General features: G+C 65.3%; 12 protein-coding genes. 4 read left to right on the top strand and 8 right to left on the bottom strand.

The window, feature by feature from the left end:
* Positions 1-2: 2 nt before the first annotated feature.
* The 7 genes from FCT00_RS08155 to FCT00_RS08185 form a co-directional block, all read right to left on the bottom strand.
* Positions 3-1,223, bottom strand: a complete 1,221-nt coding sequence (locus tag FCT00_RS08155; RefSeq protein ID WP_138422605.1) for a glycosyltransferase — start codon at positions 1,221-1,223, stop codon at positions 3-5.
* Positions 1,224-1,268: 45 nt separating this feature from the next.
* Entirely contained in the window at positions 1,269-2,099 is an 831-nt protein-coding gene (gene kdsA / locus FCT00_RS08160) for a 3-deoxy-8-phosphooctulonate synthase (protein ID WP_138422606.1), read from the bottom strand.
* A complete protein-coding gene (locus FCT00_RS08165; protein ID WP_008334941.1) occupies positions 2,096-2,896 on the bottom strand; it encodes a 3-deoxy-manno-octulosonate cytidylyltransferase in 801 nt (266 codons plus the stop codon). The genes kdsA and FCT00_RS08165 overlap by 4 nt, the downstream gene beginning before the upstream one ends.
* Positions 2,893-3,834: a KpsF/GutQ family sugar-phosphate isomerase gene (locus tag FCT00_RS08170; RefSeq protein ID WP_328591397.1), complete on the bottom strand. Its 942-nt coding sequence runs from the start codon at positions 3,832-3,834 to the stop codon at positions 2,893-2,895. Before FCT00_RS08170 ends, FCT00_RS08165 begins: the two co-directional genes overlap by 4 nt.
* Positions 3,835-3,957: 123 nt before the next feature.
* Positions 3,958-6,156: an ATP-binding protein gene (locus FCT00_RS08175; RefSeq protein ID WP_138422608.1), complete on the bottom strand. Its 2,199-nt coding sequence runs from the start codon at positions 6,154-6,156 to the stop codon at positions 3,958-3,960.
* A complete protein-coding gene (locus tag FCT00_RS08180) occupies positions 6,153-6,602 on the bottom strand; it encodes a response regulator (RefSeq protein ID WP_040885296.1) in 450 nt (149 codons plus the stop codon). The genes FCT00_RS08175 and FCT00_RS08180 overlap by 4 nt, the downstream gene beginning before the upstream one ends.
* Positions 6,603-6,733: 131 nt before the next feature.
* Positions 6,734-7,894, bottom strand: coding sequence for an alpha/beta hydrolase family protein (locus FCT00_RS08185; RefSeq protein WP_138422609.1), 1,161 nt, complete (start codon positions 7,892-7,894; stop codon positions 6,734-6,736).
* A 174-nt stretch (positions 7,895-8,068) separates the two neighbouring features.
* Between FCT00_RS08185 and FCT00_RS08190 the strand changes: the two genes are divergently transcribed.
* Genes FCT00_RS08190 through FCT00_RS08205 form a run of 4 tightly spaced genes read left to right on the top strand, consistent with a single transcriptional unit; the run spans position 8,069 to position 10,928 of the window.
* The gene (locus tag FCT00_RS08190; protein WP_138422610.1) at positions 8,069-9,004 is read left to right on the top strand and encodes a VOC family protein; all 936 of its coding nucleotides are present in this window, start codon (positions 8,069-8,071) and stop codon (positions 9,002-9,004) included.
* Positions 8,988-9,401 carry a Rieske (2Fe-2S) protein gene (locus tag FCT00_RS08195; RefSeq protein ID WP_138422611.1) on the top strand — a complete coding sequence of 138 codons (414 nt, stop codon included), beginning with the start codon at positions 8,988-8,990 and terminating at the stop codon, positions 9,399-9,401. The genes FCT00_RS08190 and FCT00_RS08195 overlap by 17 nt, the downstream gene beginning before the upstream one ends.
* A 14-nt stretch (positions 9,402-9,415) precedes the next feature.
* Entirely contained in the window at positions 9,416-10,189 is a 774-nt protein-coding gene (locus FCT00_RS08200; RefSeq protein WP_138422612.1) for a cyclase family protein, read from the top strand.
* Positions 10,182-10,928, top strand: coding sequence for an SDR family NAD(P)-dependent oxidoreductase (locus FCT00_RS08205; protein ID WP_138422613.1), 747 nt, complete (start codon positions 10,182-10,184; stop codon positions 10,926-10,928). The genes FCT00_RS08200 and FCT00_RS08205 overlap by 8 nt, the downstream gene beginning before the upstream one ends.
* A 46-nt stretch (positions 10,929-10,974) precedes the next feature.
* Here FCT00_RS08205 and FCT00_RS08210 read toward each other — a convergent pair whose 3' ends face one another.
* Positions 10,975-11,742, bottom strand: a complete 768-nt coding sequence (locus tag FCT00_RS08210; protein WP_138422614.1) for an SDR family NAD(P)-dependent oxidoreductase — start codon at positions 11,740-11,742, stop codon at positions 10,975-10,977.
* Between the last annotated feature and the right edge of the window lie 81 nt (positions 11,743-11,823).

The raw sequence follows: 11,823 nt of genomic DNA on the forward strand, positions 1-11,823 counted from the left end.
CTTCAAAAGGCCTTCTTGACCGGCGTGTCGACCTCGGCGGTGCCCCAGACCATTTCCCACAGCTTCAGCCGGACGATCTCGTCTCGGCTCGGTGCGGGCGCGACGGGACCGATGTCGAAGGCTTCATAAAACATGTCCTCCCACATCGCGAAGACGACCTCGTTCGAATAGTTCCCGGCATAGCGTTCTTGCCCGGCTTCGCCCATGCGCTTGCGCAGATCGCCGTCGTCCATCAGCGGACGCAGCGCCCCGGCCAGCGAGGCGACGGGATCGACCCCATCGGCAAGCATCCCGGTCTCGCCATGAACGACCTGAGTGTTCACGCCGTTGCAGGTTTCGAACCCGACCACGGGCAGGCCATGCGCCATCGCCTCACAGACCGTCATCGGGAACCCTTCCAGAAAGGACGGGATCGCGAAGATGTCGGCAGCGGCGAAGAACGGGTAGGGGTCGCTCGTCTCGCCATGCAGCACGACACGGCTTCCCAGACCGAGCGAGCGGATCTGTTTCTTCAACGCGCCGGTCATCGAGCCGCCCCCGACGATGTCGAGCGTCCAATCGGGAAAGGCGCGCGCCAGCGTCGCGAAGGCCCGGATCAGGGTATCGACGTTCTTGCGTGGCACGAGCCGCGACACGGCGAGGATCGACTTGCGGCTCCGACCCGCGCCGGGGGTCGCCATCGTCGCGGGCGGCGCGATGGTGTTCGGAACGATCCTGATCCGGTCGTGCAGGCTTTCGTGCAGCGAGGCGCGGAACGGTTCCACCAGCAGGTGAATGAGCGTCGCGCCCGCGAACGAGATTTCGCGTTCGACAGGGTCGAACACGTCGAGCCACTTGGGAAAGCGCGGGTCGATATGTTCGGACAGGACGATGGGCACGCCCACCTTCTGTGCGCAACGCACATAGCGGCAGAAGGTCCGGTTCATGTGCAGGCCGACGAGCAGGTCCAGAGACTTGGCGGCGACTGCGAGCACCATCTTGTCGTCAGCCTGCTTGTCGTCCGCTTCCGGCAGGTGCACGAGGTCGATGCCGTCGTCGAGCGGCCAGCAGGACGGTCCCTTGGCGTCGTCGAAGGTAAAGATCGTGACGTCATGCCCGCGCTGCCGCATGGCGTTCGCCATCATATGACCGACGTTCTCGGTGCCGCCCCGGCCCTTGGTGATCCACGGAACGAAGAAGCCGATGCGCAGGCGGCGTCTGTCTTGCGTTCCGGTCTTGGCCATATGGTCCTCGTCGTCTGGTGCCGCGGCGCAATAAGGATCAGTGGTCTACTGAATGAGTTCCCGCGTCAACGCGTCGTAGCGCACGAGCGCGCTGAGAACGCCGGCAAGCTCGTCGACCGGGATCATGTTCGGCCCGTCCGAAGGCGCGTTGTCCGGGTCTTCGTGGGTTTCGAGGAACACGGCGGACACGCCCACCGCACAGGCCGCCCGCGCGAGGATCGGCGCGAATTCGCGCTGCCCGCCCGAGGTGGTGCCTTGCCCGCCCGGCTGCTGCACCGAATGGGTCGCGTCGAACACCACCGGGTATCCGGTCTGGGCCATGATCGGCAGGCCCCGGAAATCGGTGACGAGCGTGTTGTAGCCGAACGAGGTGCCCCGGTCGCACAGCATGATCTTTTCATTGCCGGTCGAGGCGATCTTGTCGGCGACGTTCCCCATGTCCCAGGGTGCCAAGAACTGCCCCTTTTTGACGTTGATCGCCTTGCCCGTCTCGCCCGCCGCCAAAAGCAGGTCGGTCTGGCGGCACAAAAACGCGGGGATCTGGAGCACGTCGACCGCTTCGCCCACCGGGCCGCATTGATGCGCGTCATGCACATCGGTCAGGACCGGCACGCCGAACTCGTCGCGGATTTTCGACAGGATCGTCAGACCCTCATCCATCCCAAGGCCGCGCTTGGTTGAGATCGACGAACGGTTCGCCTTGTCGTAGCTCGACTTGAAGATGAACTTGGCACCCGCCGTCTCGCATGCCGCCGCGATCTTTTCGGCCATCATCCGCGCATGGTCGAGGCTTTCAAGCTGGCAGGGGCCGAGGATGAAGGCGACGGGGTTCTCGCCGCCCACGGTCAGGTCGAGGATGTCGACGGTCTTGGTCATTGTGCGATGGCCTCCAATGCCTGTTCGATCCGGGCGGTGTCATGCGGGTTGTTGAGTTCCCAGAACACCCGCCCGCGCCCGTCCACTTCGACGCAGCGCACCGACGCGCCGTTGGCGAGGAAACGAAGCTGCTCCAACCCTTCGAGTTGCTCCAACTCGCACTCGCCCCATGCGGCATAATCCAGCAGGGTCTGGCGACGGTACGCATACACACCGACATGGTGAAACACCGGGATCGGGTCCATGTCCGCGACCTTTTTCGGGTCGAGCCACGGGATCACCTCTTTCGAGAAATACAGCGCGTTGCCTGCATTGTCGCGCACGGCGGTCGTGCCGCCGACCATGCCGTTCTTGCGGTCCTCGACGAAATTCCCATAGGTCTCGCGGTCGCAGCGGATGATCGGCGTCGCCATCACCGCGTCCGGGTCACGCTTCATCTCGTCGATCAGCGCCTCCACGAACCACGGCGGGGTGAGCGGCGCATCGCCTTGCAGGTTCACGATCAGGTCCGCATCCAGCCCGCCGTTCGTCACCGCATCGGCACAGCGCGCCGTGCCATTTTCGCAGTCGCGCGAGGTCATGATGACCTCGGCCCCGAACCGCTTGGCCGCATCCTCGATCCGCGCGTCATCGGTGGCGACATAGACCGCATCCACGCCGGGCACCGAACAGGCGGCTTCCCACGACATCTGGATCAGCGACTTGTGGCTGCCGTCCGGCTGGCGGACCGTGACCAGCGGCTTGCCGGGATAGCGGGTGGAGGCATAGCGGGCAGGGATCAGGATGACGGTCTTCATTGGACACCCAAGCGCAGAAGGTCGTGGAGGTGGACGATCCCGATGGGCTTGCCATCCGCATCCACCACGAAAAGGGCCGAAACCGCGTGTTCTTCGATCTTCGACAGCGCCTGACTCACCGGCACGTCGGTCTTGGTCGTGATCGGCGTCTTGGTCATGATGTCGCGCGCGGTCTTGTCGAACAACCCGTCGATGTTGCGGCGCACGTCGCCGTCGGTGATGATCCCAACCAGCTTGTCGCCCTCCATGATCCCGGCGGTGCCGAAGCCCTTTTCCGAAATCGTCAGAACGGCTTCCTTCATCGGCGTGTCCGGCGTCAGGATCGGCAGGCGGTCGCCGTCATGCATCACCTGACCCACGCGCATCAACTGCACGCCCAACTTGCCGCCGGGGTGGAACACGCCGAAATCCGTGGGGCTGAAGCCGCGCTTCTGCATCAGGCTCGCCGCCAGCGCATCGCCCAAAGCCAGCGTCATGGTGGTCGAGGTCATCGGGGCCAGCCGGATCGGGCAGGCCTCCGGCACTTTCGGCAGAAGAAGCTGGCATTGCGAGGCGAGCATCAGGGTCGAGCCGGGCACGGAGGAAATCCCGATGATCGGAATGTCGAACCGCTGGCAGAATTCAATCATCACCAGAAGCTCGCTGGTCTCGCCCGAGTTCGAGATCAAAAGCGCCGTGTCATGCTCTTCGATCATCCCAAGGTCGCCATGCGCGGCCTCGGTCGGATGGATGAAGAACGCGGGCGACCCGGTGGACGACAGGGTGGCCGCGATCTTGCGCCCGATATGGCCCGACTTGCCCACGCCACCGACCACGACCTTGCCGTTCCGGTCGAGGATCAGCTGCGCGGCGGCCTCGAAATCTGCGGGCAGGCTGTCTGCAAGCGTGGTGAGCGCCGCGGCCTCGGACAAGAGCACATCGCGGGCGGTATCGATCACGGTCGTCGGCATGTTTTCCACAGTGTTTTCAGGCCGCCCCCGCGGTGGCCCGGTCGCGCGGACTCCTGTCACAATCGCCCCGTCGCGTCAACTTGGCCGCTCCCCCTGAACGGGGGTGCCGGGTCAGGCTGCGTGATGCCCGTCCAGCCCCGCGCGGATCAGCGCCGACAGCTCACCGGGGGGTGACGGCTTCTGCACGACGGGCGCGATCACGTCGCCCATCTGCTCGTCCGAAATGCCGGTATAGCCGGACATGTAGATCACCGGCACCTTCGGGGCCATCGCGCGCACGGCGGCGGCGATTTCGAAGCCGCTCATCCCCGGCATGACCACATCCGTGAGGAGCAAATCGCAAGGCCCCGCGCTTCCCAACCGTTCGAGGGCTTCTGCACCCGACCGGGCGGTGGTCACGCGGTAGCCGAACCCTTCGAGCATGTCGCGCGTGATGGCGAGCAGATCGGGCTGATCGTCGACGACGAGGATGTGTTCGCCCGCACCGGGCGTGACCGGCTGATCGGTGGAGCGGCTCGGCGCGGCGCCTTCGGCGCTCCCGCGCGGCAGGATCAGACGCACGGTGGTTCCGCGCCCGACCTCGGAATAGATTTTCAGAACGCCGCCGGATTGCTCGACGAAGCCATAGACCACCGACAGGCCCAGCCCGGTGCCGTCCTGCTGGCCCTTCGTGGTGAAGAACGGGTCGGTCGCGCGGCGGCGCACCTCGGCACTCATGCCCGGCCCGTCGTCGCTGACCGAAAACTCCACGAAATCGCGTGCGCCCCCGTCCAGCCCCGGACGCCCCAACTGGCGCGACGACATGCCGTCGAGCGCGCGCGCCCGGACGGTGATCGTGCTGCCATGTCCATTTGCCCGGATCGCGTCGCGGCTGTTCAGCACAAGGTTCAGGACCGCGTTTTCGAACTGCCCGTCATCGCATTGGACCCAAAGCGGCGTTTCCGGCTCGACGATCTCCAGCCGGATCGAGGCGTCGAGCGCCGGGCGCGACAGTTCCGCGACATTCGCCATCAGGGCCGCCACATCGTGCGACCGTGGCGCTCCCGGCTGGCGGCGCGCGAAGGTCAACATCCGCCGGGTCAGATCGGCGCCGCGCCGGACCGCGTTGCGCGCCGTGTCGAGATAGCGGTTCCCGGTCTCAGACACGTCGTCGCGGGCAAGCTCGACGGCGTATTCGATGGTGCCCAGCAGGTTGTTGAAGTCATGCGCGATCCCGCCGGTCAGTTGCCCAAGTGCGTCGAGCCGCGCCGCGCGCTCGGCCTGTTGCCTGTTGCGCTCAAGCTCGCTCACATCGTCCAGCAGCACGACCGCCTGCACATCCTCGGAGGGCCGCGTGGCGATCGGCGCGCTGGACACCTTGAGATAGCGCGGCATCTCGCCATCCCCGATGATGACGAGCGCGTCGCGGATCGTTTCGCCCCGTGCAGCGCGGACGAAGGGGTTCGCGGTCCCCGTCAGGGGTTCCATGTCGTCCACGCCGCGTGTCGGGATCAGGTCGGGCCAGTCGGCACCGGCCCCGAACACCTCCGGCGGAAGGATCGCCCGCGCCCCGGCGTTGTCGGCAACGATGGAGCCGCCCTTGTCCAATCCCAGAATACCGCTCTGCGCCGTTTCCAGAATCGCGTTCAGACGCGCGTTCAGCGCCGCGATCCGACTGGTGTCGCGCGCCTTGGCCCGTTGCGACGACACGAGGGTCAGGGCGATCAGAAGGTTGCCAAGGAAGAACGCCCCGATCAAGGACACGACGAGCGCCGTGATCCGCAGACGGTTGCGGTCGAGCTCGGCGCTCAGGGCGGCGTCGAATTGCAACTGGATGTCGACAAGATTGGCCACCGCGTCCTCATCCGGCAGGCGCACCGCCGCGTCGATCTCGCCCGGCGAGGCCCCGCTGGCGTGAAGCCTGTCGATCTCGTCCAGCATGGCGTGATACTTGGCCAGCGTCGTCCTCAGATCTTCGCTCTGGATCGGGACTCCGACCTCTGCGCCCAATTCGTCCAGGGCGTCGAGCAGCTCCATCGCTGTCTGATAGTCGGCCCGTGCCGCTTCGCCGTAGCGCCCGACATCCGCGCGCAGAACGTGGTTTTTGAAGTTGTGGATGAAACCGCCGTAGCCGATGGCCCGCTCCAACCCGCCGACGATCCGCGGCACCTCGCCGGTGACCAATTCCATGTCGGCTTCGGAGTCGAGAACGGTGCGGTAAAGCGCGATGGACCCGACCGCGAGGATCAAGACGATCAGAACCGCGACCGCACCGGTCCAGATCTTTCGGCCGGTCGACAGCATCGTGCTGGCCGCACGCCCCCGTGTCACTGATCGTTCCCCGCCTGACGGCGCGCAAGCAGGTCGCCGATGATCCGGTTCAGCTGCTCCGGGTGGAAGGGTTTCGTCAACACCTCGTCCGCGCCAAGGCTTCCGGCGATCCTGAGCAGATGTTCCTGGCCCGTGTGGCCGGTGGCACCCGACACCGCGATGATCGGAAGGTCCGGCGGGGCCATGATCTCGGACTCGGGCCCCGGTCGCCGCACCCGGTTGATGAGAAGCAGGCCCCCGTCGGCCACGGGTCGGCCAAGGTCTCTTACGTAGATGTCGGTGATGAGCAGGTCGACCGCTTCGCGCGAGAGGATTTCCAGCGCCGCCGCTCCCCGTGCGACGACCGTGACCCGGTATCCGATCTTGCGCAGGCTGACCTCGAGCAGAAACCCGAAGTCGGGGTCGTCATCCATAATCAGGATGTGAGGTTGGAACGGGTCGACCATGTCCGGGTTTCGCGCGCCTTATTCAACCGGGGCGAGGCCCGGCCATTCGTCACGCAACCCTCGCATGAAGCCTTGGGCGTGAAAAGGGGCACCGAACGCGTCGATGCCCCTGAAAAATCGTGAGTTTTAGATTACTTGGTGTGCCCGTCAAGCGTTTCGGCGAACCAGTCCGCGATCAGCGAGCGGCCGTAGGACATATTGTCGGCCCCGACATGCTCGACCCCGCCCTCGTAGGGGGTGAAAATCTTCATCTCGCGGCGCGGGCTGTTGACCAGTTGGTCGTAACTTTGGTGCGCGTATTCCAGCCCGATCTGGCGGTCGTTCTCGCCGTGGGTAATCAGGAACGGCACCTTGATCTTCTCCATCTGGCCTGTCAGGTCCATGCCCTTGGCCTTTTCCATGAAGTCGTCTTGATCGGTCGCATCGAACACCCACCAGACGTGGTGCCAGTAGTGCGGCACCGGGTTCTCGCCCTCGCGGCGCATCCGCTTTTCCTGCACTTCGGCCCAGTTGTGGTTGGCGCCCCAGACCGCACCGGAGGCATAGCGCGGCTCGTTCGCGACGACGCGCGGGACGTAGTAGCCGCCCAGCGAAATGCCCGAGCAGCCGACGCGGGCGGCATCCACATCCGGGCGGCTTGCGGCGTATTCATAAACCGGCGTGCCCCAGCGTTCGCTGTCATAGGTGGCGTGAAGACCCTGCAGCCGGATCGATTCACCCGTGCCGGGCTGATCGACGCACAGGGTCGAGATGCCGCGCCGCGCCAGTTCATGCGGCAGCCATGTCCAGTAAAGCAGCTCCTTGTTGGAATCGAGCCCGTTCAGGAACACGACGCAGGGGCCTTCGCCTTCGATGCCCTCGCCCTTGGTGAAATACGCGGGGATCACCTTGTCGCCGTAAGGGATTTCCACCCGCTCGCAGTTTTCGTTGCGATAGCGGGCGTATTTGTCGAAACATTCCAGCGCCTTGGCGAATGTTTCCTTGCGGCCCGGATGCCCGTGGCCCTGCATCCGCTCGGCGGTGAGCAGGTAGAGACTGGCCCGGCGCAGCTTGTCACCGGCCGAGAACAGCCGATCCTTGCCCTCGTCCTCTTCCGCCTGCGCGATCAGGTCGTTTGCCTTCTTCATCCATTCCTTCAGGAACTCCGCCGTCCCCGCGTCCTCGCCCGCTTCCGCCTTTTCAAGCAGGGGCTTCGACATATCCATGATCTCGCCAAGCTCGGCGCCGGATGCCATCGCGATCGACAGCGACAGGTTCCACACGTAGTTCGGAAAATACTCGAAAAGTGCCATGCACGTCCCTCCTCAGATGTTGGGCGGACGCTAATTAGACGAGCGACCAATGTGAAATTGAATCGGTGCACCCAAGGTATCTGTTTCGTGGATAGCGTGGATGGGAACAAACAATTTCTCCAATACCAAGCGGGATCATAGGTTGGCCGCTGACGACGAATTGGGAGGACAACCATGCGTATCATCGGACCCGATGAGATTGTGTTCGGGGTCGACGACCTCGACGCCTGCCGCGCGTTCCTGACGGACTACGGTCTTGACGAAACCGCTTGGACCGAGGGCAAGGGCGGCACGTTTTCCGCGCTCGACGCGACCTGCGTATCGGTCTGGAAACGCGACGACGCCGACCTGCCCGCTGCGCTGCCTTCGGGCAACACGCTGCGCCAGACGGTCTATGGCGTCGAAAGCGCGAATGTCATCGACGAGATCGAGGCGGAGCTGTCGACCGACCGCGAGGTGACGCGCCATCCCGACGGGTCGATCACCTGCGAGGACGACTGCGGTTTCGCCCTGAAGTTCCAGGTGACCAAACGGATCAAGACCGATCTGGAGCCGGAACGGGTGAACAGCCCCGGCGCGGAACCCGCGCGTCTGGAAAACCAGCTTGGCACCACGCAGGACGCCGCCTGCAAGCCGCGCACCCTGTCGCACATCGTCTACTTCTCGCCGGACATCAAAAAGCATGAAGCGTTCTACATGGACCGGCTCAAGTTCGTTCTGACCGACCGCTTCACAAATGTCGGCCCGTTCCTGCGCCCGCAGGCCTGCCGCGATCACCACACGATGTTTCTGCTCGACACGCCGCCGCACATGGCGGGGCTGGAACACATCGCGTTCCACATGCAGGGGCCGACCGAATTGATGCTGGCGGGCAGCCGGATGATCCAGAAAGGGTGGGAATCCTTCTGGGGGCCAGGGCGGCACGTCTTCGGCTCGAACTGGTTCTGGTATTTCAATTGCCCGCTCATGACGCATTTCGAATTCGACGCGGACATGGACCTGCACGACGACGACTGGGAGCCGCGCTTCGTCGAAGCCGGGCCGCAGACCGCGCAGGTCTTCCTCTTCGAGAACACCGAGAAGTGGTTCCCCGGTGCCCCTGGCGATTGACGACAGACCACCCGTCACCGTCGACGCGCCCCTGTGCCGGGTCGAGGATCTGCGCGATGGACATTCGCGGGGCTTCGATCCGCTGGGCGAGGGGCGGGACACCATGTTCATCGTGCGGCAGGGCGACAGGCTGGTCGCATGGCGCAACAATTGCCCGCACTACGACAATGCGCGGATGGCATGGAAGAAGGACGAATTCCTGAACGCCGACCGCGACCGGATCGTCTGCGGGGCGCATGGCGCGCTGTTCGAGATCGACAGCGGGGTGTGCGTTCAGGGGCCCTGTCTTGGCGACAAGCTGATTCCCGTCGCACTCGATATTCGCGATGGCGAGGTCTTCCTCGCCGCACCTTATAAACACGGGATGCGCCCAAGACCGGGCCGCCCCCATAATTGACCGAGGAGGCCCAGATGGCCCGTCGCATCGTCGACCTGTCCGTTCCGCTGAAAGCGGGGATCGCCAGCGATCCGCCACCGCTTCTGCCCAAGATCACCTATCGCGACCACGCCTTCGGTGCGGCGGAATTCGCCCCGATGGCGGGGCTTGAGGCGTCGGATATGCTGGGCGGGGCGGGGCCTGCGTCGGAGGATCTTCAGATCACCACCCATGTCGGCACGCATATGGATGCGCCGTGGCATTACCATCCGACCATGAACAACGGCGAACGCGCGATCACCATCGACGAGGTGCCGCTGGAGTGGTGCATGGGGCCGGGCGTGAAGCTCGATTTCCGCGGGTTGCCCGACGGCCATGTCGTCACGGCGGCCGAGGTCGAGGCGGAACTGGCCCGGATCGGCCATGACCTGCAACCGGGCGATATCGTGCTGGTGAACACCGCCGCCGGGGTGCGGTATGGCGAAGACGACTACCTCACCCGCGGCATCGGCATGGGGCGCGAGGCGACGCTATACCTGACCTCGAAGGGCATGAAGGTCTGCGGCATCGACGCCTGGGGCTGGGACGCGCCGCTTGCCTACCAGAAACAGGCGATCGCCGAGACCGGGGACAAATCGCTGTTGTGGGAGGGGCACAAGGCCGGGGCCGAGACGGTTTATTGCCACATGGAAAAACTCCACAACCTCGAAGACCTGCCGCCCACCGGCTACACCGTCGCGGCCTTCCCGGTGAAGGTCGAAGGCGGCTCGGCCGGCTGGACCCGCTGCGTGGCGATCTTCGATGACTGAGCGGCTGGCTGGGAAGCGCGCCGTCGTCACCGGCGCCGGGCGCGGAATCGGACGGCAGATCGCGGTGATGTTCGCGGGGCAGGGGGCAAAGGTGCTCGCCTGCGATATCGACGCGGATGCGCTGGGCCGGTTGGCGGGCGAACACCCCTCGATCCTGACCCATGTGGCGGACCTCACGACCGAAGACGGGGCCCGAGGGTTGGGCGAGGCGGCGGCGGAAGCCTTCGGCGCGGTCGACGTTCTGGTGAATGCGGCGGCCATCGTCCGCTTCGCACCGATCCCGGACATGACGCTCGCGGATTTTCACACGACGACGAAGGGCGAGATCGACACCGTTTTCCTCGTCACCCGCGCGCTCTGGCGCCTTCTCGAAGCCTCGGGTGCCGCGTCGATCATCAACTTCGCCTCCGCCAACACGCACACCGCGCTCAAGGGCCTGCCCGCCATCGCGCATACGGCTGGCAAAGGCGCGGCCTATGCCATGACGCGGCAGATGGCGATGGAGGGCGGGCCGTTCGGCATTCGCTGCAACTCCATCGCGCCGGGGTTCACCGTGACGGAAGAGACCGAGCAGCATCTGGATGGCCCGCTCATGGACAACGTGCGCGCCAAACTCATGGTCGGACGGCTGGGCACGACCACCGACATCGGCCATCTCGCGGTCTACCTCGCCTCGGACGAAAGCGGGTTCGTGACGGGCGCGGATTTTCGGATCGACGGCGGCGCAACCGCGTGGTGAGGGCAGATCGGGCTGCGCGTGGCCCGATCAAGGGGGCCGGGCGGGCCTAGCTTCCGTCGTGGATCAGGGTGCCGCCATCCACCACGATGGTCTGCCCCGTGGTGAACGCGCCGCCGGGCGAGGCAAGCCAGAGCGCGGTGGCCGCGATTTCCGACGGCTGACCGACACGGCGAAGCGGCGTGGCCTGCATCCGGCGCGCCATGAACTCGGCGTTCGACATAAGGCCGCGTGAGAACGGCGTTTCGATCAACCCCGGCGCGATGGCATTGGCGCGGATGTTGTCCGGCCCGTGGGCGACCGCGATGTTGCGGGCAAGCTGGGCGAGGGCGGCTTTGGTCATCGAATAGGTCGCGATCGCCTTGTTCCCCCGCACCGCCGACAGCGAAGCCATGAGGATGATCGCACCGCCGCCCGCCGCCGCCATGTCGGGAATGAGCGCGGCGGAAAGCCAGGTGGCGGCGTGAAGGTTCACCTCGAAGGCCCCCATATAGCCCGCTTCGTCGAGGTTTGAGAGGCCGGTGACCGGCCCCTCGACGCCCGCGTTCGAGACGAGGATGTCGATGGGGCCACCAAGTGCGGCCTTCGCGTCGCGGGCGAGCGCCTCGGCTGCGCTGCGGGTTCCAAGCACCGCGTGAATCCCGGTCGCGCCGATCCGGCCCGCCACGTCAGGCACCTCCTCCGCCCGGTCCCCGGCGATGACGACTCGCGCGCCCGCGGCCACGAAGGTTTCGGCAATGGCGCGCCCGATACCTGTTGCGCCGCCGGTGACCAAAGCGCGTTTGCCGGTCAGCCCGAAAATGTCCGAGATGTTCATCGCGATCCTCCCGCAGCCCTTGTGCCAGCCGCGCAACTATTTACAAAACCGCTAATTCGGATAACTTCAATCCGTTTTCCA

It is taken from the genome of Maritimibacter alexandrii, assembly GCF_005871115.1.
GTDB classification, from domain to species: Bacteria; Pseudomonadota; Alphaproteobacteria; order Rhodobacterales; family Rhodobacteraceae; genus Maritimibacter; species Maritimibacter alkaliphilus.

Bases quoted from the DNA above. Each gene is read 5' to 3' on its own strand.
- kdsA (WP_138422606.1), bottom strand. From the start codon at position 2,099: ATGACCAAGACCGTCGACATCCTCGACCTGACCGTGGGCGGCGAGAAC.
- FCT00_RS08205 (WP_138422613.1), top strand. From the start codon at position 10,182: ATGACTGAGCGGCTGGCTGGGAAGCGCGCCGTCGTCACCGGCGCCGGG.
- FCT00_RS08185 (WP_138422609.1), bottom strand. From the start codon at position 7,894: ATGGCACTTTTCGAGTATTTTCCGAACTACGTGTGGAACCTGTCGCTG.
- FCT00_RS08180 (WP_040885296.1), bottom strand. From the start codon at position 6,602: ATGGTCGACCCGTTCCAACCTCACATCCTGATTATGGATGACGACCCC.
- FCT00_RS08190 (WP_138422610.1), top strand. From the start codon at position 8,069: ATGCGTATCATCGGACCCGATGAGATTGTGTTCGGGGTCGACGACCTC.
- FCT00_RS08210 (WP_138422614.1), bottom strand. From the start codon at position 11,742: ATGAACATCTCGGACATTTTCGGGCTGACCGGCAAACGCGCTTTGGTC.
- FCT00_RS08200 (WP_138422612.1), top strand. From the start codon at position 9,416: ATGGCCCGTCGCATCGTCGACCTGTCCGTTCCGCTGAAAGCGGGGATC.
- FCT00_RS08155 (WP_138422605.1), bottom strand. From the start codon at position 1,223: ATGGCCAAGACCGGAACGCAAGACAGACGCCGCCTGCGCATCGGCTTC.
- FCT00_RS08165 (WP_008334941.1), bottom strand. From the start codon at position 2,896: ATGAAGACCGTCATCCTGATCCCTGCCCGCTATGCCTCCACCCGCTAT.